Here is a 19,970-nt window from a genome sequence, read left to right on the forward strand (position 1 = left end):
ACCGGAAGATGTTTCAACTCAGCCGTGAACCTTGGTGGGTTGATCGTCAGGTTGACCAAGGCGTAGTAGCCGCAGCCCATTGCTGACCACCAATAGGCTGGCCCCCATGTCAGCAAACACGGCCATCCACATGGTGGCACTGCCTAGCAGAGCCAGAACCAGGAAGATTGCCTTGATTCCCAGCGCCAGAATGATGTTCTGCCAAAGCACCCTGTGCGTCGTGCGCGAGAGCCGAATGGCTTCAGGAATACGGCGCAGATCATCGTTCATGATCACGATGTCGGCGGCTTCCATGGCGGTATCCGTCCCCGCAGCCCCCATTGCTATGCCGATATCGGCGCGTGCCAACGCAGGCGCATCGTTGATCCCGTCACCGGTCATCGCCGTGGGGCCAAATTCTTTCTGCAAGGCTTCGATGGCCTTGAGCTTGTCGTCAGGCAGCAGATTCCCGCGTGCATCGTCCACATTAGCCTGTGCGGCAACGGCCTGAGCCGTTGCCTGGTTGTCGCCAGACAGCATGACTGCCTTGACGCCCAGGGTATGCAAGGCCGAGATGGCTTCCCGGGCATGAGGTTTGATCGTGTCGGCAACGGCGAAGATCGCCAGCACTCCGCTTTCGTTGGCCAGGAGTGTCATCGTGCGCCCCTGGGCCTCATGTTCGACGAGGCGAGCTTCGATGGCAGGACCGCACAGTTTGCGTTCCTCGATCAATCGATGATTCCCAAGGATCAGGTCTTGGTTACCGATGCGACCTTGAACACCACGCCCCGGCAGCGCCATGAAGTGATCGACAACGGTGGCGGACGGCGCCAGTGCCGTTGAAATGGCTTTTGATACAGGGTGGTTGGAGAGGGCTGCCAGGCTGCCGGCCCACTCCAAAATCACTTTCTCGGATACGGTCTGATCCAGGATTTCGGTTGCGACCAGCTTCGGTTTGCCTTCGGTGATCGTCCCCGTCTTGTCGAGAGCAATGACCTTCAGCTTACGGGCATCCTCCAGATAGATGCCGCCTTTGATCAAAATCCCCCGACGTGCTGCGCTGGCGAGCCCACTCACTACCGTAACGGGCGTTGCAATCACCAAGGCACAGGGACAGGCGATCACAAGAAGGACCAAGGCTTTGTAAAGCGCTTGAGACCAGCTCCACTCCAACAACCACGGGGTCAGGAGCGCTACGGCCAGCGCGATCACGAACACAGCGGGCGTGTAGAGGGCTGCAAAGCGATCGACAAAGCGCTGCATAGGCGCCTTGCTGCCTTGAGCGGTTTCAACCGCGTGGATGATCCGGGCCAGTGTGGTCTCAGTGGATCGAGCCGTCACCCTGAATTCCAACAGCCCTGATTCGTTGATCGTCCCGGCAAAGACCGTGTCACCGATGGTCTTGTCCACCGGCAGGCTCTCGCCGGTCACCGGTGCCTGATTGACCGCACTGCTCCCGGCAGTCACGACGCCATCCAACGGAATGCGTGCGCCAGGCTTGACCCTGACGACTGCAGCAAGCATCACGTCGCGGGAGGCAAGCACATCCCAACTGCCATCAGCCTGTCTCACTTCAGCGGTTTCCGGCGTGAGCGCGAGCAGGCTCTTGATCGCGTTCCGTGCCCGATCTACCGACCTTGCTTCAATCAGCTCTGCAATGGAATACAAAGCCATCACCATGGCGGCTTCAGGCCATTGACCAATGGCGAAGGCACCTGTGACCGCAACCGACATCAGGGCATTGATGTTCAGACGCCCCTGAGACAGGGCAGCAAGCCCCTTGCTGTAGGTTGAAAATCCGGCCATCACGATCGCTGTTGCCGCCAAACCCATCCCGGCAATCTTGGCTAGAAGCACTTCGGGCATCAGGTAAGCTAGGACTTCTGCGCCCAGCGCCAGGACGAGCGCCATCGCAAGAATAGCGATACCACGTGGAATGCCGTCGCGATCTGTGCCCGCTGGCGTACCCGGTTTGACGAGTTCTGCGGCAAAGCCCGCTTTGCGGATGGCGTCGATGATGCTTGGCAGCGCTTCATTTGGCGCATCGATGCGCAGGGTGCGGGCCGACAGATCAAAACGAAGCCCACCGATCGCGCCGATATGCTCGACCGCCCGGCGGATCTCACTCTCCTCCGTAGGACAGTCCATTGCCGGAATGCGAAGCAGCAAACCGCCTTCCGTATCGTCGGCTTGCAGAGGCACGTTCGTGGAGGGCGCCTCGGGGGAGTGACACGTGCCGCTACACTCGCAGGATGAGGGCTGAGTCTCGGGTTGCAGGCTGATGGGCGATGGTTTCATGGTGATCTCCTATTAGTTGCCATTGGAAACCCTGTAGCAACTCCAGAGTCAAGGGGGTAAAGTGGTCGCCTTCGTCAATTCACTTTTGAGCCCATGCGGGGCTTCAGGCTGCAATGAAAATCGGTCAGCTCGCCCAGCAGACAGGTACTCCGGTGGACACCATTCGTTACTACGAGCGCGAAGGGCTGCTCCCGCGTGCCGCGCGAACGGAAGGCAACTACCGGATCTATGATGCCGTTCATCTTGAACGTCTGGCCTTCATTCGGCGGTGTCGCTCCCTCGACATGACACTGGACGAAATCCGGATGCTCCTGTGTTTCAGGGACCGCCCATTGGAAAGTTGCAAGGACGTCAACACGTTACTCGATGCCCATATCGATCACGTCGCCGATCGGATACGCGAGCTGCTGCAGTTGGAAAAACAGCTGCTGACACTCCGAGAATGTTGCCGGGACGGTCGACAGGCGGCCGATTGCGGAATCTTGAACGAGCTGTCGCACGGGGCGACGGAGGTCGCCGGGCCCTCTGTATCGGAGAGTCACCTTTCTGCAACGCATGCCGGCGGCCGGCGGCATGTGATCCAAAGAAAGCAAAAACACGGTGAGGACTGACTGACCTGCCCAGAGTAGCTGATTCGCTCACAGGTCTTTGAATACGTCCCGGTACATCTTGATGGTGGCTGGCTGAATGCGTTCTTGGCGTGGTTCTTGGCCGTTTCTTCTGCTCACAGGCTGACTTCAAAGCCGAGTTTTCGGTAAAAACCGAGCACCGCTTCATCGTTATCCGCATCGACAACGATCAATCGTGCGGCGGACAAGCCTGCCGTATTGAGAATGTCACCAAGCAGGAGCGCCATCAAGGCGGCGCCCACACCCGTACGCTGCAGGTCCTGGTGAACCGCAAGTCTCCCAATCTTCACGGCAGGAAAGGCAGCAAGTTCGATGTGCTCATAGACCCCCAAGTCGAACTTCTCGGAGTTGTTGAGCTTTATCGCGTCGTTGGCGAGAGTGAAATACCCGACCGGGCCTTCAAAATGCTGATGAAAAGCCACATTGGTGAAACCCAGTCTGGCTTCGTGCAAGGTCAGTGCCTGTGCCGTCAGAAAATCGTCTAGACGAGGTTTTCCGCACGAGAACGTACCGAGAGTCGCCGGATCAACCTTCGTGATGGGGAGGTAACCATATCCCTCGTCAGTCAGCATCAGCCAGGCAAAGCGACCCGGTACTTGTCCAGGAAATGTGCTTCCTTGGCACGCCGAGCGGCAGCGGCCAACTGCTCCGCGCGCTCCTGAACCGCTGGTGTCGGCCGGACAGACTCAACGGACACGACAAGCCGCTTCTTGGCCTTGAGGGACGAAGCGTGTTTCTTCAAGAGAAGGCTGCGAGCAGGTTGCTTCATGGCATAGGGTCTGTACGTAGGAACGCCTTCCATGCGAAGGGAAGGCATTGAGATACTAGAACAGAAAAGAGAATATACGCAATCCGTACATTCCAGCAATCATGGCGAGACTGTGTGGTGGCACGGCAAGAGCGCACGATCCCTGATGAAGATGTGCGGCAAGAAAGCCTCCTCAAGCGCACGACGTATTGAGGCGCAGGTAAGCCGGTCATCCGCCATGAAGTTCATGTATAGCTCGGTGGTCAGTTCGATCAGGTGCGTGTGTTCCCGGACATGAGCTTCCCGATCGAGGGGAGTCCAGGCGCTGAGCCAGCGCTCCTCCAATGCATAGCTGCGATACGTACAGTTGATGAACTGGGCAAATAAGGCAGAAACCGCCTCGGTGTCGCCAGTGGATGTCGCCCGGAGTGTATGAAGGCCGAGATACTCCAAGCGACGGCTCGTTGCTTGAAGCAACGAGTCATTTGGGGAAGTGAGCGCATTTGAGCAGATCATGGCTGTGAGCTTGCAAACGGGTCAGTCCGTGCTGCGGGGCGTGACGATCAATGTCGGTATCCACATCTCGAAGATGTTGCTTCCTTCCCCCGTCCGTCCCTCGATGTCGCCTCCGTGAGATCGCAGGATTGAACGAGTGATGGCAAGGCCCAGCCCGGCGCCATCGCCAGAGTGGCGGCGGGATGCATCCACGCGATAGAAGCGGTCGAAGAGACGCGACAGATGTTCCGGCGGGATGGGTTCCCCGGTGTTCTCGACAGCGAGGTGGATTGTATCGGCGTCCGCACTGTCTCGTACGACGCTGACCGTCACGACAATGCGTCCTCCAACCGGGGTGTAGCGAAGTGCGTTGGACAGCAGATTGCCGATGGCCCGCCGGAGCATCAGCCTGTCTCCGGTCACCAGTCCTGAGCCCTCAAGCCGTAGCGTGACGCCGTTCTCTTCAGCCAGGGCGCCGTAGAAATCGAACAGGGCAGTGACCTCGTCCGCCAGATCAAAGCTTTCCTGGCCCGGTACGATCAGGCCGTTCTCCGATTTGGCCAAAAATAGCATGTCCGAAATCATCCGCGACAGACGCTCGAACTCCTCGCAATTGGACTCCAGCACCTCCCGGTACTCGGTGGAGCTTCGGGTCTTGGAGAGGGCAACCTGGGTTTGCGTCACCAGGTTGCTGACTGGGGTCCGGAGTTCGTGAGCCAGGTCTGATGAAAAATCCGAGAGTCGCTTGAACGACTCCTCCAGCCGGGCCAGCATGTCGTTGAGGGATTCGGCCAACTCAGCCAGTTCGACGGGTACGGCATCCACAGGTAAACGCTGGTCAAGACGTTGGGCGCTGACTTCCGTCGCTCTTCGCTTCATCTCGCGAAGTGGCGCCAGGCCTCGACGGGCAGCAAACCAACCGAGTAGTCCGGTCGCCAAGGTGCCCCCAATGACCACGAGCCAGAGGGTCTTCATGAATGAGTCCATGAAGCTCCGGTGATGGGAAATGTCCGTCGCGACGGCGACTACGGCGGGCGGCCACGCCTGAACTCCGGTTGGTGCTTCGGCCACGATACCCCGGAAGGACAACTGGTCATCGACTTGCCACACGTAGGGGCGCTCAGCCTCAGGTGTTTTGACCCGATCCAGTAAGCGCTGGGGGAAAGGGGCGTCCTCGGTGGCGAACAGGGTGCGACCATCCGGCCCCTTTACTGCCACGACCAAGCCATGATGGCCGATCAAGGAGTCGTCCATCTGCTGCGGAATGGCTGCCAGATCCTTTGACGAATGAACCTTGGCCAAGGCATGGCGAATCAATTCGAGTTTGCCGGTCAGGGCCTCCATGTCCTGCTCTTCGAAGTGGTGTTCGACGGACTCAGCCACAATCAAACCTAGTACCAGCAACACCACGGTTGATGCCGCCGCGAACAGCACGGTCAGGCGGAAGGTCAGCGACTTGCGGCGGACAGGGCGCACTATTCGTCCTCCTGTTCTTCCAGCACATAGCCCATGCCACGCACGGTGCGAATCAGCTTGGGTTCAAAACCGTCGTCGATCTTGGCCCGCAGGCGGCGCACCGCCACCTCGATCACATTGGTGTCGCTGTCGAAATTCATGTCCCACACCTGGGAGGCGATCAGGGAGCGCGGCAGCACTTCACCGCGCCGGCGCAGCAGGAGTTCAAGGAGTGCAAACTCCTTGGCGGTCAGGTCGATCCGCTTGCCCGCCCGCGTGACGCGGCGGCGCAGGAGGTCCAGCTCCAGATCTGCCGCATGCAAGGCGTCGACTTCCTTGTTCTTGGCCCCCCGGCGCAGGAGGGTTCGAACGCGAGCCAGTAACTCCGAGAAGGCGAAGGGTTTGACCAGATAGTCGTCGGCCCCTAGCTCCAGCCCCTTGACTCGGTCATCCACGCTGTCTTTGGCGGTCAGAAACAGGACGGGCATCTCCTTGCCGGCCTTGCGCAGGGCCTGCAGGACGCGCCAACCATCGAGCCCCGGCAGCATCACGTCGAGCACGATGAGGTCGTAAGCTTCGGTCATCCCGAAGTGCAGTCCGTCCATGCCGTCCCGGACCAGGTCCACATTGAAGCCGGCTTCAACCAGCCCTTGCTTGAGGTAGTCCCCTGTTTTGGGTTCATCCTCGACGATCAGTATTTTCATGGTCTTCCTCGCAGCATTCTCCATTTGGCAGCATTAGTTTGGCGCAAGCCACCTCCATTCTTCCCAAGATTACAAAGATGTAATTCCCGGGTCAGTCTCCTGTCGGTTTTTGCACCGCACACTGCTCGCCATGGGAACACCAGATTCCCGAGGCCCCCTTTTGACCCCATGGAGACGACCGATGCGATCAACCCTGCTCGGACTGCTGGCACTGGCCTTGACGAAAAGCGTCCTGGCTGCTGAGCCGCCCACCTTGGAGCCTGCCTCCAGGACTTCCCCTCATGCGTCTTCCTTGTCCGATTATCGTGCCTGGTCGGAAGCCCCCGTTGGCGCATGGCGAGCGGCCAATGATGGTGTTCAGCGTACAGGCGGCATGCATGCAGGCCATATGGCACCTGCCAACACCGATGGGGCTTTGCAAAAGGAAAGCGGAGCGACGCCGCCGGCCTCAGCGAGGCCCCCTGCTGATCATCACCATTAGGAGTTCGCCGTGCGCTCAACCCTATCTCCACGACACTCCCGCGCCATCAAGGGCCTGACCGCCCTGGTCCTTGGTACGCTGGTCCTGAGTGGCTGTGCCAGTTTCTCCCCGGACGGAGGCTTCGACACCGTGCGGGAAACGACCCGCGCCCGTATCGGTGCCGATGCCCAATGGGCCAGGAGCGACGAGGCCCGCAAGGAGGTCGATACACGTGTGACCGAGCTGCTGGCCAAGCCCCTGGCCGCTGAGGATGCTGTTCAGGTCGCCATTTACAATAACCGGGGACTCCGCGCCGCATTCTACGATCTTGGGATCAGCGAAGCCGAGATGGTCCAGGCCGGGCGCCTGCCGAACCCCCATTTTTCGATGCTTCGTACCAGCCGCGCCGAGAATGGGGTACGCGAATTCAAGATTGAACAGGTGCTGACCTTCAACCTGTTCGCGCTGATCACCATGCCGCTTGCCGTGGAGGTCGAGAAACGCAACTTCGCCCAGACCCAGCGCATGACGGCGCTGGAGGTGGCGAGGCTGGCCTCCGAGACGCGCAAGGCCTACTTTGGTGCCATCGCGGCCGAAGAGTCGGTCCGTTACCTCCGAAAAGTAAAGCAGGCGGCGGAAGCCGGCGCTGGCCTGGCCCGCAAGATGGCGGAAGTCGGTAACTTCAACCGGCTTCAGCAGGCGCGCGAGCAAGGTTTCTATGCGTCCGCGGCCCTCGATCTGGCTCGGGCCGAGCAAGCCAGCATTGCGGCGCGGGAGCGGCTGACCAAGCTGCTGGGCTTGCCATCACCCCAGGCGATTCGACTCCCCGAGCGCCTGCCCGATCTGCCCAAGTTGCCCGACGAACTGCCGGCTGTCGAGCAAACGGCACTGGATCAGCGCCTCGATCTTCAGGCGGTCCGTCTCGAAACCGAGGCACTGGCCAGGAACCTTGGCCTCACCCAGGCCACGCGCTTCATCAACGTGCTGGAGTTCGGGCCGGCGCGTGTCCTGGAGGGCGCGCGGGATAGCGGCTACAAACGCGGCTACGAAGTGAGTTTCGAGCTTCCGATCTTCGACTTTGGCGGCAGCAAGGTTGCCAAGGCGGAGGCGATCTATGGCCAGGCCGTTGAACGTGCGGCCGAAGCCGCCATCAACGCCCGTTCGGAAGTCCGCGAAGCCTACTCGGCGTATCGCAACAGCTTCGACATTGCAAAGCACTACCGGGACGAAATCGTGCCGCTCAACAAGCGGATCGCCGAAGAGAACCTGCTGCGCTACAACGGCATGCTGATCGGGGTCTTCGAGCTGCTTGCCGACGCCCGCTCCCAGATCACCAGTGTGAACAGCTATATCGAGTCCCTGCGTGACTACTGGATTGCCCAGAGTGATCTACAAATGGCCCTGATCGGCAAGCCCTCCCTGGCCGCCGCCTCACGTACCGCTCCGGCCAGCACCGGCCGTCCGGATCACTGAACCGAAAGGACACCCGATGACATCCCGTCGTGCATTCATCCAAAGCCTGGGCCTGACCGGCGGTGCCGTGGCCGCGGCCTCGGTCAGTCCCGTCGCCATGGCAGCACTTCCTGAGCTGATCCTGAAGGAGGATCCGAACACGGCGCCTCCGCATCTCCCGCGAGGCGTCACCGGCGCCGGTCGGCCCTATAACCCGGTGGTCACCCTCAACGGCTGGACCCTGCCGTGGCGCATGAACAAGGGCGTCAAGGAGTTTCACCTGGTGGCCGAGCCGGTTGTGCGGGAGATCGCTCCCGGCATGAATGCCCACCTGTGGGGTTACAACGGACAAAGCCCCGGCCCGACGATCGAAGTGGTCGAAGGCGACCGGGTGCGCATCTTCGTCACCAACCGCCTGCCTGAGCACACCACCATTCATTGGCACGGGCAACGTCTGCCCAGCGGAATGGATGGTGTCGGCGGACTCACCCAGCCGCAGATTCCACCGGGCAAGACCTTTGTCTACGAGTTCGTGGCACGCCGGCCAGGCACCTTCATGTATCACCCCCATGCCGACGAGATGACCCAGATGGCGATGGGCATGATGGGCTTCTGGGTCACCCATCCGAAGGACCGGCACCCCCTCATCGACGAGGTGGACCGGGATTTCTGCTTCCTCCTGAACGCCTATGACATCGATCCCGGCAGCTATACACCGAAGGTGAACACGATGCTCGATTTCAACCTGTGGACTTTCAACAGCCGGGCTTTTCCGGGCATCGACTCCCTCAATGTGCGCCAGAACGACCGGGTCCGTATCCGCGTCGGCAACCTGACGATGACGAATCATCCGATTCACCTGCATGGCCACGAATTCACGGTCACCGGCACCGACGGTGGCCCGACACCGAAGGGGTCGCGCTGGCCGGAGGTGACGACCGACATCGCCGTCGGGCAGATGCGCCAAGTCGAGTTCATCGCCAACGAAGCGGGTGACTGGGCTTTCCATTGCCACAAGAGCCACCACACGATGAATGCGATGGGCCATGACGTGCCGACAATGATCGGGGTTGATCACCGGGAAGCCGCCAAGCAGATCACCGATCTCATTCCCGACTACATGGTCATGGGAGAGCGCGGCATGGCCGACATGGGTGAAATGGAGATGCCGCTGCCGGACAACACGCTTCCGATGATGACAGGCCAAGGCCCCTATGGCGCGGTGGAGATGGGGGGCATGTTCACCGTACTGAAGGTGCGTGCCGAGCAGAAGGCTGGTGATTACGCTGACCCCGGCTGGTACAAGCAGCCTCCCGGCACCCGTGCCTATGAATGGACCGGGCCAGCCGCTGAGCCGCCGCGCGTAAAAACCCAGGGGGGGCAATCCATGCCGGCGAAGGGCAAGCCCGCCGCCACCGACGTGCAGGTCCGAAAGCCTGGTCCGCACTCCGGTCACTGAGCGCCACTCACGATAACAAGCACCGAGGAACCCCATCATGAACAAGACCCTGATCACCCTGGCGGTTCTGGCTGCCGTGGGTGCGGCTTCAGGGGCCGTCCTTCTTTACGCTGGCGCCATCAACGTCGCCGCCGACGCGCCCCATCACCCGCTGACCTATCGTTTGCTCGAATTTGCCCGTGAGCGCTCCATTGCCGTACGGGCAAGCGAGATCAAGCCGCCCATCAATCTGGCCAATCCGGAACGGGTTCGCCGGGGCTCGGGTAACTACGACGCGATGTGTGTGGGATGCCACTTGTCCCCAGAGGCTGAAGATTCAGAGATCCGCAAGGGACTCTATCCGACACCGCCCAAGCTGACTGCCAATCCCGAAGCGGTGCTCGACCCCCAATTCGCCCAGGCCCGTCAGTTCTGGATCATCAAGCACGGGATCAAGGCCTCCGGCATGCCGGCCTGGTCCAAGGGCGGGATGGAGGATGAAGCGATCTGGGATCTGGTCGCCTTCCTCCAGAGGCTGCCAGGGCTGACTGCGACCGACTATACGGCGCTTGTGGCATCCAGCGAGGGACACAGTCACGGTGGGCTTGATGCCCATGACGCTCATGGCGACCCTGCAAAGGATGAGCCCGTCCCTCCCGTAGCCGTGGAGAAAAAGGGGCACACCCATCCGCCCGGGTTCAAGCATACGCACTAGGATTTCAGCGCCTCCGCTTGAAGATTACAGAAAAGTAATTTTCAGGACAGCTTCCCGTCGGAGTGCATTTGCCAGAATGAGCCATCCCAATCACCAAAGGAATCGCCATGAAACTGCAGACGCTGATCTTGTCGTCCGTTCTGGGCCTGATGGCGGGCACCGCCCTGGCTGGGGCTCAGGTCGATGTGTACAAGAGCCCGTATTGCGGTTGCTGCGGGAAATGGGCGGAACACATGCGCGCCCAGGGCTTTGACGTGAAGACGCATGAGGTGGAAGACGTTCCGGGACAGCGCAAGAAGCTCGGCATGCCGGACGCTTACGGCTCGTGCCACACGGCCAAGGTCGGCAACTACCTCATCGAGGGGCATGTCCCGGCGGCGGATGTCCAGCGCCTGCTGAAAGAGAAGCCCAAGGCCGTTGGCTTGGCCGTTCCCTCCATGCCGCCGGGCTCCCCCGGCATGGAGAGCGCCAAGCCAATGCCCTACGAAACGCTGCTCGTCAAAGCGGATGGTTCGACCAGCGTGTTTGCCCGTCACTGAATTCCGATACCTCTCCTGAAGGAAATTTCCATGAAAGCCTCGTTCATCACCCTTGCTGCAGTTTTCGTTGCCGCATTCTCCGCGCCGGCGTTAGCTGACAACGAATACCCCGGCCCTGCTGAAACCCATGCCGGGCATGGCGCAGCCTCGTCGCAAATGACCGATGGCCTGGTGAAGAAGGTGGACAAGTCCGCCGGCAAGCTCACCCTGTCCCATGGCCCGCTGCCCAACGGCATGCCGGCGATGACCATGGTGTTCCGCGTCAAGGATGCGGCCTGGCTGGATCAGGTGAAGGCCGGTGACAAGGTCCGCTTTATGGCTGATCAGATCAACGGTGCGATGACCGTGGTGCATCTGGAGCGCAACTGAGTTGTTCGTGTTGCCATGCATCGGGTCGACATATCGATTCTCAATCATGAGCAACTGACCGGGTTGCTCATGATTAGTGGCGCCGCCGGGCTTTTGCTGGGCGTGCTGTGGTTCTGGCTTCTCAGGAAGCGGCCCGACCCGGAGTCGAAGAGAATCGCCAAGGCGCCGTCGCGTGAGCGCAAGGGGCGACGTAAGACGTGACGGCTTTCTGGTGAAGTGGCTTCACTTGCCAGAGTCCGACAATATTCAGGGAGTCATCAATGAAGATGCGTACGAAACCGCGCGCAATTTGGTTGTACGCCGTGCTGCTGGGGGCATTCAGTCTGGTTGCGCATGCCCAGGACGTCCCGCTTGGTGCCAACGTCGAGTCGCTGCTGGACTTCGCCCGCAGCCGCAATCCTGAATACGCCTCGATGCGTTACGAGGCTGAAGCCGCCGCCGAGCGGGTCACGCCGGCCGGCGCCTTGCCGGACCCGAAGTTTCGTACCGAACTGCGTGACATCACCCGCATGGGTGACCAGAGCCCCACCCTGGCGCCGGCCCGGGTCGGCAGCACGCGTTACCTGTTGATGCAGGACGTGCCGTGGCTCGGCAAGCGGGATCTCAAGCGGGAGATCGCCGAACTCGACGCGCGTGGCGCCGACGGACGCGCCAGCGGCACTTGGGCGGAGCTCGCCGCCCGCATCAAGACCGCTTACTCGCAGCTCCAGTACGTCCATCGCAACGAGCAATTGACCCGCGAAATCCTCGACCTGATGACGCGCCTGGAGAAGATCGCCCAGGTGCGCTACGCCGGAGGGCTGGCCGCCCAGCAGGACGTGATTCGGGCGCAGGTGGAGCAGACCGGCATGAAGAGTGAGTTGGTTGCCCTGGAGAATGAGCGCCGGCAATGGCAGGCGCGGCTGAATGCCCTCCTTGCAAGGCCCAGCGCGTCCCCACTTGCAGTGCCAGAGCGGCTGAGAACGCTGCCAGCCCCGGCCCAGCTCGACCCGCGGGCTCTTGAGGAGCGTGTGCGGACAAAGAACCCGCAGCTCTTTGCCGAAGAGGCCCGGATCCGCTCGGCCGAGAAGAATCGCGAACTGACTTACAAAAACCGCTACCCCGACTTCACGCTGGGTGTCTCGCCGATCCAGTACCAGGGCTCCGTGAAGGAATGGGAGCTGATGGTCGAACTGAACCTGCCCCTGCAGCAGGGTTCCCGCCGGGCCCAGGAGCGCGAGTCGGAAGCCATGCTGTCGGCCGCGCAAGCCCGTCGCGACGCGACCGCCAATCAGGTCTTGGGCGAACTGGCTGAGAACCTGTCCGGCTTCGATGCTGCGCGGCGAACCGAAACCCTTGCCGCAACCAGCCTGTTGCCGCAGTCCGAACTGACTTTCAAGGCCGCGCTGGCCGGTTACGAAACCGGCAAGGTGGATTTTGCGACGCTGCTCGACGCCCAGCGGCAGATTCGCCAGGCCCGGCAGGGCCGCATCAAGGCCCAGGCGGAAGCCCAGCTGCGTCTTGCGGAAATCGAACGAATCCTCGGAGAAGATCTATGAAAACAGGCGCAGGTATTGTGATCGGCCTCTCGGTCGCCCTGGCTGCCGGTGGTGGCTACTGGCTGGGCCAGCGGCCGGTGGCCGGCCACCCGGAGCCCTCTGTGGCTGTTGCGACGACATCTGTTGAAGGCATGAAAAAGGAGCGCAAGCTCCTCTACTACCGCAACCCGATGGGCTTGCCGGACACCTCGCCGATGCCCAAGAAGGATCCGATGGGGATGGACTACGTCCCGGTCTACGAAGGGGAGGCGGACGAGCCCCCGGCAGCCAACTCGATCAAGATCAGTACCGAGAAAGTGCAAAAGCTTGGCGTGCGTACCGAGGCAGCGGAACTGCGCGCCCTCGACAAGCAGGTGCGCGCTGCCGGCCGGATCGAGATCGATGAGCGGCGCAGCTTTGCCATTTCCCCGAAGTTCGAAGGCTACGTGGAGCGCCTGCACGTGAACGTCACCGGCCAGCCGGTCGCCAAGGGCCAGCCGCTCTTCGAGGTGTACAGCCCGGAACTGGTCTCCGCCCAGCGTGAATACACCATCGCCGCCCAGGGAGTCGACGCTTTGAAAGATGCCGGCAGCGAAGCCCGGAGTGGCATGCAGCAACTGGCCGAATCGAGCTTGCTACGCCTCAGGAACTGGGACATCTCCGAGGAGCAGATCCGTGCCTTGGCGAAATCCGGTGCATCCAAGCGCACGCTGACCTTCCGCTCCCCGGTTTCCGGCGTCGTCACCGAGAAGAAGGCTTTGCAAGGCATGCGCTTCATGCCGGGCGACACCTTGTATCAGGTGGCCGACCTGTCGTCGGTGTGGGTTGTCGCCGACGTGTTCGAACAGGACATCGCTCAGGTGCGTACGGGGGCCGTTGCAAAGGTGCGCATCAATGCCTACCCGGACAAGGTCTTCGAGGGCCGCGTGACCTATGTCTATCCGACCCTCAATGCGGAAACGCGAACGGTGCCGGTGCGGGTCGAACTGGCCAATCCGGGCCAGCTCCTGAAGCCCGCGATGTTCGCCCAGGTTGAGGTGCCAGTGGGGGGCAAGGGACAAGTGGTCACGGTGCCGGCCTCGGCCGTGATCGACAGTGGAACACGTCAGATCGTCCTCATTGCCCGAGGCGAAGGACGTTTCGAGCCCCGTGAGGTCAAGCTGGGTGCCCGAAGCGATACCCATCTGGAAGTGCTCAGTGGCGTGAAGGCTGGCGAAGAGGTGGTGGTCGCGGCGAACTTCCTCATCGATGCGGAAAGCAACCTGAAGGCAGCGGTCGGAGGCTTTGGACACTCCGGCCATGGCGCTGCACCGAAATCCGAAAAGGACGGCGACAAGGCGGCACTTGCACCCAAGACAGCGGGTCATCGTGCCGAAGGATCGGTCGATGAGGTGGACGCCAAAGCCGGTACGGTCAGCCTGAGTCACGGCCCGGTCGCCAGCCTGAAGTGGCCGGCGATGACCATGGAGTTCAAGGTGGCCAATCCATCGCTGCTGCAGACCTTGAAGCCGGGTGCCAAGGTCGATGTCGAGTTCGTCGAGCGTCAGCCCGGTGAATGGGTCATCACCTCGGCTGTGCCTGCCAGCAAGGCGGCAACGCCGGTGCCTGCAGCCAACCCTCACGCAGGCCACTGACAGGACACATCATGCTTGCCAGGATCATCGACTGGTCGGGCCGGAACCGCTTCCTGGTTCTGCTCGCCACGCTTTTCATTCTCGCCGCCGGGGTGTTTGCGGTGCTGCGCACCCCCATCGACGCGCTGCCCGATCTGTCCGACGTGCAAGTCATCGTCTACACCGAATACCCCGGCCAGGCGCCGCAGGTGGTCGAGGACCAGGTCACCTATCCGCTCACCACGGCGATGCTGTCGGTGCCCAAGTCCAAGGTGGTGCGCGGCTTCTCGTTCTTCGGGGCGTCCTTCGTCTACATCATCTTCGAGGATGGCACTGACATCTACTGGGCGCGCTCGCGGGTGCTGGAATATCTCAATTTCGCTTCCGGCCGCATGCCCAAGGGGGTGACACCGCAGATCGGGCCGGACGCCACCGGCGTCGGCTGGGTGTATCAGTACGCGCTGCTGGCCAAGGACAAGACCCTCGCCGAACTGCGCACCATTCAGGACTGGTACGTGCGCTACCAGCTCGCCAAGGCCCACGGGGTGGCGGAAGTCGCTTCGATAGGCGGCTTCGTGCAGACCTACCAGGTCACTGTCGATCCGGTGAAGCTGCGCGCCTACGGCATTCCTCTGATGAAGATCGCTCAGGTGATTCGCGACTCCAATCGGGATGTGGGTGGCCGCGTGGTGGAAATGGCCGAGACCGAGTACATGGTGCGCGGCAAGGGCTACCTGCGCGGCAAGGACGATATCGAACTCCTGGTGGTCAAGGCCGACAAGGGCACGCCAGTGCTGATCCGCGACATCGCCCGGGTGGAACTGGCGCCGGACGAACGGCGCGGCCTGACCGAACTGAATGGTGAAGGGGAAGTCGTCGCGGGAATTGCCATGGCCCGCTATGGCCAGAATGCGCTGGAGGTCATCCACAACCTGAAGGACAAGATCGCCGAGATCGGTCCCGGCCTGCCGGAGGGCGTGACGGTACAGACAGTGTATGACCGCTCCGAGCTGATCCACCGGGCCATTGAAACCCTGAAGGGCACCCTCATCGAGGAGTCCATCATCGTTGCGCTGGTCTGCATCGTCTTCCTGATGCATGTGAGGAGCGCGCTGGTGGCGATCCTGATGCTGCCGGTGGGGGTGCTGATGGCCTTCATCGCCATGCGTCTGCTCGGCATGAACTCCAACCTGATGAGTCTGGGGGGCATCGCCATTGCCATCGGCGCGATGATCGATGCGGCCATCGTGATGATCGAGAATGCCCACAAGCACCTGGAGCGCCTGCCGGAAGGGCATTCGGCGGCGGAGCGCTTTGAGGCGATGCTGGCCGCCTGCAAGGAAGTGGGGCCGGCGCTGTTCTTCTCACTCCTGATCATCACTGTTTCCTTCCTGCCAGTCTTCAGCCTGGAAGGACAGGAAGGGCGGATGTTCTCGCCGCTGGCCTACACCAAGACCTTTTCGATGGCCGGCGCGGCGATTCTGTCGGTGACACTGGTGCCGGTACTGATGCTGCTGTTCATCCGCGGCAAGATCATGCCGGAGGCAAAGAACCCGGTGAACCGGGTTCTGATCTGGGTGTACCGGCCGATCATCGCCGCCGTGATGCGCTGGAAGAAGCTGACCATCGTCCTCGCGGTGATCGTCCTGGCTATATCGGTCTATCCCGCGTCCCGCCTTGGCTCCGAGTTTATGCCGACCCTCAACGAAGGTACTTTGCTCTATATGCCGGCGTCCCTGCCGGGCATGTCGATCACCAAGGCTGCCGAGCTGATGCAGACCCAGGACAAGATCATCAAGAGCTTTCCGGAAGTCGAATCAGTCTTTGGCAAGGCCGGCCGTGCCAATACCGCCACCGACCCGGCGCCGACCGAGATGTTCGAGACGGTCATCAACCTCAAGCCGCAAACCGAATGGCGTCCCGGCATGACGACCGACAAGTTGATCTCTGAAATGGATAAGGCGCTGCAGTTCCCGGGTGTGGCCAATGCCTGGACGATGCCGATCAAGGCCCGCACCGACATGCTGTCCACCGGCATCCGTACGCCGATCGGCATCAAGGTCTTCGGCAAGGATCTCGGTGAAATGGAGAAACTGGCTAAGGAGATCGAGGCGGTCGTCAAAACGGTGCCCGGCACCACCAGTGCCTTTGCCGAGCGCATCACCGGTGGCTTCTACCTCAACATCGAGCCCGACCGGGAACAGCTGGCCCGCTACGGTCTTTCCGTTGGCGAGTTGCAGGATGTGATCGGCAGCGCGCTCGGCGGTGAGATGGTGACCACCACCGTTGAGGGCCGTGAGCGCTTCGGCGTGACGGTACGCTACCCGCGTGAGCTGCGTTCCGACCCACAGCAGATCGCCCGTGAAGTGCTGGTGCCAACCATGGGGGGGACGATGGTGCCGCTGGGGCAGTTGGCGAAGGTCAAGGTAGAGAAAGGCACCCCGGGCATCCGCACGGAGAACGCCTTGTTGTCGGCCTATATTTTCGTGGACATCCGCGATCGGGACATCGGTGGTTACGTGGCCGATGCGAAGAAGGCGGTCGCCGAGCAGATCAAGTTCCCGCCGGGTTACTACGTCACCTGGAGCGGTCAGTTCGAGTTCATGGAGCGCGCCATCGAGAAAATGAAGGTCGTCATCCCGATCACCCTTCTGACGATCTTCTTGCTCCTTTACCTGAACTTCCGGCGCCTCACCGAAACGCTGATCGTGATGCTGTCGGTGCCTTTCGCGCTGGTTGGTGGCGTGTGGCTGATGTGGCTGCTGGACTACAACCTGTCGGTGGCGGTGGCGGTGGGCTTCATCGCGCTGGCTGGCGTGGCGGCGGAAACCGGCGTGGTGATGCTGATCTACCTCGATCACGCCTGGGAAGCCGTGAAGGCGACGTGCCGCGAGAGTGGCCGCAGTCCGAACGTCAGTGACCTCTACGCAGCGGTGATGGAGGGCGCTGTCGAGCGCGTGCGCCCGAAGATGATGACCGTCGTCGCGATCATGGCCGGCCTTTTACCGATCATGTGGGGGACGGGCACCGGCTCCGAGGTGATGAGCCGCATTGCTGCGCCGATGGTTGGCGGGATGATTTCCTCGACGGTGCTGACTCTGGCGGTGATCCCGGCGATCTACGCACTGGTGAAACAGTGGCGGCTGAGCCGAGGAATTGAGAAATAAGCATGAGTTACATAAAGAAACTCGTTTTAGTTGTTATGACAGTGAGCAGCATCTCTGTTAGTGGACAGGGATGGGAAATACCAAAACAAAGCCCTGGACTTAAACCAGACGTACAAGCCGGGAAGTCACTTTTCAATAACCACTGTGCTGTTTGCCATGGGTCGGATCTGAAGGGGACTGCGAAGGGGCCTCCGTTCCTTCATCGCATCTACCTTTCATCCCATCACTCTGATATGGCTTTTCAGATTGCAGCAAAGAGTGGCGTTCGTTCCCACCATTGGCAATTTGGGGACATGCCTCCGATCCCCCTCGTTACGCCAGACAGCGTGGCACACATAATCGCCTACATTCGTCGCGAGCAGCAGAAAGCTGTTATCGAATAAGTAAGAGTAAAATTACGATTAAACGTGATAAATACAGGAGGAGCTTCCTGTCTTAATGATGTCTGAAATGTAATTCGAGCCTCACCTGATTGTCAGCCAGAGGGTCTCAAACTGATAGCGCCGCGCTGTGTGCGGAAACAGCAGAGAGACAATTAAAATGACGATCAGAACTTTACACTTGGAAACGGGCCGGCATCTCCTTGGCGGGGCAATGCAAACCAAGCACCTTGTCCATGGCTTAGAGGAGCGTGGAGTGCCTGCCCTCCTTGTCTGTCCTGACAACGGTGAGCTTTATCGTGCGGCGACAGGAGAAGGACTTGATGTTCAAGGCGTGCGTTATGGAGGTGATCACGACCTAAGGTTGCTCCTGACACTGAGCAGGATCATCCGCTCGGCAAAACCCGATATCGTACATTTGCACAGCCGCCGAGGCGCAGACATCTTTGGCGCCTTGGCCGCAAAGTGGGTTGGGCATCCAAATGTAATCATAACTCGGCGTGTTGACAATCCTATCTCAGCAGGGATGCTAAACGGCTTCTGCATTGGAAAAATCCCGAAGGCAATAGTATGTGTCTCTGACGGAATTTCAAGTGTAATGAAAGAGGCTGGCTTTCCTTCTGAAAAAATAGCAGTGATTCATAGCGCGGTTGATGCAAGCGCATATGACTCGACCTTGAGTAAATGGGAAGCCCGGAAGATCCTACGTGTTTTGCCGGCATCTCCGTTGTTGTGTGTAATCGGGCAACTTATTCCGAGAAAAGGGCACCATATCCTGCTGGATGCACTTCCTTCGTTAAGAAATAAATTCAAAGACATCCGTGTCCTGGTTGTAGGAAGCGGACCCCATCGCTCTAGGCTTGAAGCTCAGGTTCGTAAGCTTGATCTTGGAGGGTGTGTGCAATTCATGGGTTTTCGTTCTGACATCTCCACAATTCTCCGTGCCAGTGACATGTTAGTCCATCCAGCACTTCTAGAGGGGTTTGCCAATGTCGGTCTTCAGGCGATGGCAAGCGGAATCCCTGTTGTCACTACGAGTGTAGGTGGAATGCCAGAGATGGTTCAGCACGAAATAACGGGTCTTGTTGTCCCCCCTGGAGACTCAAAGTCGCTAACGCAGGCTATAGAAGAGTTGCTCTCCAATCCAGGAAGGTGTTCCATGATGGGACGTCTAGGTCAGGATATTGTCCGGGAGCGCTTCTCTGTTGAAAGAATGGTCGATTCAAACCTAGCGCTATACCAAAAAATTTTGGCTTCGCATCATTCTTGATGCAGATCGCAGGAAATAAGTGCAGATTTTGTTGTCAACCTAACGCAAAGATAGGGGGTACTGATGAAGAACATCGCAATCGCCATGGCTGCGGCCATGCTGCTTCTTTTGGGGGGATGCGCCAGCGCTGGATTTGATCCTGATGATGGCAGAGGGCACACCCATTCGGGGCATTCGCACTAAACTACTCAAGAGGAGGCGCGACCGGTGGATTACTCGCGCAAATCAGCTGTGTCGAGCATTCTTAGACAGGTTTCCCTTTTTTAGATCGAAATAAAGGCAGCGGCCTGACGGTGCAACGATGGACACCAATGGCGCCCTCGAACGCAGGACGCCCTTCGGTCAGGGTGCCAGTCTTGTCCACGATCAGCGTGTCGATCCGGTACAGTCAGTCGCTACGGTCCGCAACATGTGTCAGAACCTGGCCTTCGCGTTTCTCTACAACGCCCTCGGTGTCCCGATTGCAGCTGGCGCCCTCTATCCAGCGTATGGATTGGTCCTCTCGCCGATGATTGCCGCCTTGGCGATGAGTTTTTCATCGGCCAGTGTGGTCGGAAATGCACTGCGCCTCAGGAAGGCAGGAACAGACAAACAGACTTCCTTGTAGTGGTCAAGTAATACCGGGCACCTCGATAGGGTGCTGTGCTGCGGTTTTCCGTTCATAGGCCGTGGGCGGCAGGTAGCCCAGCGTCGAGTGCAGACGGACGTTGTTGTAGAACCCGACGATGTAATCGGTAATGTC

The 19,970-nt window shown here is 60.2% G+C and carries 17 protein-coding genes and 1 pseudogene; 13 read left to right on the forward strand and 5 right to left on the reverse strand.

All coding sequences use genetic code 11. The features are described 5' to 3' along the window. Nucleotides 1-18: 18 nt before the first annotated feature. A complete protein-coding gene (locus QQK25_RS08245) occupies nucleotides 19-2,277 on the reverse strand; it encodes a heavy metal translocating P-type ATPase (protein WP_284187516.1) in 2,259 nt (752 codons plus the stop codon). 113 nt (nucleotides 2,278-2,390) lie between these two features. On the opposite strand from QQK25_RS08245, the gene cadR reads away from it, so the two are divergent. After that, complete coding sequence (cadR, locus tag QQK25_RS08250) at nucleotides 2,391-2,888, forward strand: Cd(II)/Pb(II)-responsive transcriptional regulator (protein WP_284187517.1); 498 nt, start codon at nucleotides 2,391-2,393, stop codon at nucleotides 2,886-2,888. Between the two features lie 113 nt (nucleotides 2,889-3,001). Here cadR and QQK25_RS08255 read toward each other — a convergent pair whose 3' ends face one another. From QQK25_RS08255 to QQK25_RS08270, 4 genes are all read right to left on the reverse strand, one after another. Then, the gene (locus QQK25_RS08255) at nucleotides 3,002-3,478 is read right to left on the reverse strand and encodes a GNAT family N-acetyltransferase (protein WP_284187518.1); all 477 of its coding nucleotides are present in this window, start codon (nucleotides 3,476-3,478) and stop codon (nucleotides 3,002-3,004) included. A gap of 296 nt (nucleotides 3,479-3,774) precedes the next feature. Further along, on the reverse strand, nucleotides 3,775-4,107 hold the full coding sequence (locus QQK25_RS08260; RefSeq protein WP_148581016.1) for a hemerythrin domain-containing protein: 333 nt from the start codon (nucleotides 4,105-4,107) through the stop codon (nucleotides 3,775-3,777). Between the two features lie 84 nt (nucleotides 4,108-4,191). After that, nucleotides 4,192-5,625, reverse strand: coding sequence for a heavy metal sensor histidine kinase (locus QQK25_RS08265; RefSeq protein WP_284187519.1), 1,434 nt, complete (start codon nucleotides 5,623-5,625; stop codon nucleotides 4,192-4,194). Further along, complete coding sequence (locus tag QQK25_RS08270; RefSeq protein WP_148581746.1) at nucleotides 5,625-6,308, reverse strand: heavy metal response regulator transcription factor; 684 nt, start codon at nucleotides 6,306-6,308, stop codon at nucleotides 5,625-5,627. The genes QQK25_RS08265 and QQK25_RS08270 overlap by 1 nt, the downstream gene beginning before the upstream one ends. A gap of 490 nt (nucleotides 6,309-6,798) precedes the next feature. Here QQK25_RS08270 and QQK25_RS08275 point away from each other — a divergent pair, with 490 nt between their 5' ends. From QQK25_RS08275 to QQK25_RS08330, 12 genes and pseudogenes are all read left to right on the forward strand, one after another. Continuing rightward, entirely contained in the window at nucleotides 6,799-8,241 is a 1,443-nt protein-coding gene (locus QQK25_RS08275) for a TolC family protein (protein WP_284187520.1), read from the forward strand. A gap of 16 nt (nucleotides 8,242-8,257) precedes the next feature. Continuing rightward, a complete protein-coding gene (locus QQK25_RS08280) occupies nucleotides 8,258-9,679 on the forward strand; it encodes a multicopper oxidase family protein (RefSeq protein WP_148581748.1) in 1,422 nt (473 codons plus the stop codon). A gap of 37 nt (nucleotides 9,680-9,716) precedes the next feature. Next, nucleotides 9,717-10,373, forward strand: coding sequence for a c-type cytochrome (locus QQK25_RS08285; protein WP_148581749.1), 657 nt, complete (start codon nucleotides 9,717-9,719; stop codon nucleotides 10,371-10,373). 107 nt (nucleotides 10,374-10,480) lie between these two features. Then, nucleotides 10,481-10,912, forward strand: a complete 432-nt coding sequence (locus tag QQK25_RS08290) for a DUF411 domain-containing protein (protein ID WP_284187521.1) — start codon at nucleotides 10,481-10,483, stop codon at nucleotides 10,910-10,912. 30 nt (nucleotides 10,913-10,942) lie between these two features. Beyond that, nucleotides 10,943-11,281 (forward strand): copper-binding protein, encoded by a 339-nt coding sequence (locus QQK25_RS08295; protein ID WP_169148690.1) that lies wholly within the window; start codon nucleotides 10,943-10,945, stop codon nucleotides 11,279-11,281. Nucleotides 11,282-11,296: 15 nt separating this feature from the next. Further along, entirely contained in the window at nucleotides 11,297-11,482 is a 186-nt protein-coding gene (locus QQK25_RS08300) for a hypothetical protein (RefSeq protein ID WP_169148689.1), read from the forward strand. A 59-nt stretch (nucleotides 11,483-11,541) separates the two neighbouring features. After that, a complete protein-coding gene (locus QQK25_RS08305) occupies nucleotides 11,542-12,819 on the forward strand; it encodes a TolC family protein (protein WP_148581814.1) in 1,278 nt (425 codons plus the stop codon). After that, a complete protein-coding gene (locus QQK25_RS08310) occupies nucleotides 12,816-14,432 on the forward strand; it encodes an efflux RND transporter periplasmic adaptor subunit (protein ID WP_284187522.1) in 1,617 nt (538 codons plus the stop codon). Before QQK25_RS08305 ends, QQK25_RS08310 begins: the two co-directional genes overlap by 4 nt. A gap of 11 nt (nucleotides 14,433-14,443) precedes the next feature. Continuing rightward, nucleotides 14,444-17,578 (forward strand): efflux RND transporter permease subunit, encoded by a 3,135-nt coding sequence (locus tag QQK25_RS08315; protein ID WP_284187523.1) that lies wholly within the window; start codon nucleotides 14,444-14,446, stop codon nucleotides 17,576-17,578. 35 nt (nucleotides 17,579-17,613) lie between these two features. Further along, on the forward strand, nucleotides 17,614-17,961 hold the full coding sequence (locus QQK25_RS08320; protein WP_284187525.1) for a c-type cytochrome: 348 nt from the start codon (nucleotides 17,614-17,616) through the stop codon (nucleotides 17,959-17,961). Nucleotides 17,962-18,172: 211 nt separating this feature from the next. After that, nucleotides 18,173-19,228 (forward strand): glycosyltransferase family 4 protein, encoded by a 1,056-nt coding sequence (locus QQK25_RS08325; RefSeq protein ID WP_284187524.1) that lies wholly within the window; start codon nucleotides 18,173-18,175, stop codon nucleotides 19,226-19,228. 388 nt (nucleotides 19,229-19,616) lie between these two features. After that, a pseudogene (locus QQK25_RS08330) lies at nucleotides 19,617-19,835 on the forward strand (hypothetical protein); the annotation flags it as partial. Between the last annotated feature and the right edge of the window lie 135 nt (nucleotides 19,836-19,970).

The organism is Zoogloea oryzae (assembly GCF_030161255.1).
Taxonomy (GTDB): Bacteria; Pseudomonadota; Gammaproteobacteria; order Burkholderiales; family Rhodocyclaceae; genus Zoogloea; species Zoogloea oryzae.

What these genes read in the sequence shown, in the direction of transcription:
- QQK25_RS08315 (WP_284187523.1), top strand. Translation starts at nt 14,444, where the DNA reads ATGCTTGCCAGGATCATCGACTGGTCGGGCCGGAACCGCTTCCTGGTT.
- QQK25_RS08320 (WP_284187525.1), top strand. Translation starts at nt 17,614, where the DNA reads ATGACAGTGAGCAGCATCTCTGTTAGTGGACAGGGATGGGAAATACCA.
- QQK25_RS08285 (WP_148581749.1), top strand. Translation starts at nt 9,717, where the DNA reads ATGAACAAGACCCTGATCACCCTGGCGGTTCTGGCTGCCGTGGGTGCG.
- cadR (WP_284187517.1), top strand. Translation starts at nt 2,391, where the DNA reads ATGAAAATCGGTCAGCTCGCCCAGCAGACAGGTACTCCGGTGGACACC.
- QQK25_RS08325 (WP_284187524.1), top strand. Translation starts at nt 18,173, where the DNA reads ATGCAAACCAAGCACCTTGTCCATGGCTTAGAGGAGCGTGGAGTGCCT.
- QQK25_RS08305 (WP_148581814.1), top strand. Translation starts at nt 11,542, where the DNA reads ATGAAGATGCGTACGAAACCGCGCGCAATTTGGTTGTACGCCGTGCTG.
- QQK25_RS08300 (WP_169148689.1), top strand. Translation starts at nt 11,297, where the DNA reads ATGCATCGGGTCGACATATCGATTCTCAATCATGAGCAACTGACCGGG.
- QQK25_RS08255 (WP_284187518.1), bottom strand. Translation starts at nt 3,478, where the DNA reads ATGCTGACTGACGAGGGATATGGTTACCTCCCCATCACGAAGGTTGAT.
- QQK25_RS08270 (WP_148581746.1), bottom strand. Translation starts at nt 6,308, where the DNA reads ATGAAAATACTGATCGTCGAGGATGAACCCAAAACAGGGGACTACCTC.
- QQK25_RS08295 (WP_169148690.1), top strand. Translation starts at nt 10,943, where the DNA reads ATGAAAGCCTCGTTCATCACCCTTGCTGCAGTTTTCGTTGCCGCATTC.
- QQK25_RS08245 (WP_284187516.1), bottom strand. Translation starts at nt 2,277, where the DNA reads ATGAAACCATCGCCCATCAGCCTGCAACCCGAGACTCAGCCCTCATCC.
- QQK25_RS08290 (WP_284187521.1), top strand. Translation starts at nt 10,481, where the DNA reads ATGAAACTGCAGACGCTGATCTTGTCGTCCGTTCTGGGCCTGATGGCG.
- QQK25_RS08280 (WP_148581748.1), top strand. Translation starts at nt 8,258, where the DNA reads ATGACATCCCGTCGTGCATTCATCCAAAGCCTGGGCCTGACCGGCGGT.
- QQK25_RS08310 (WP_284187522.1), top strand. Translation starts at nt 12,816, where the DNA reads ATGAAAACAGGCGCAGGTATTGTGATCGGCCTCTCGGTCGCCCTGGCT.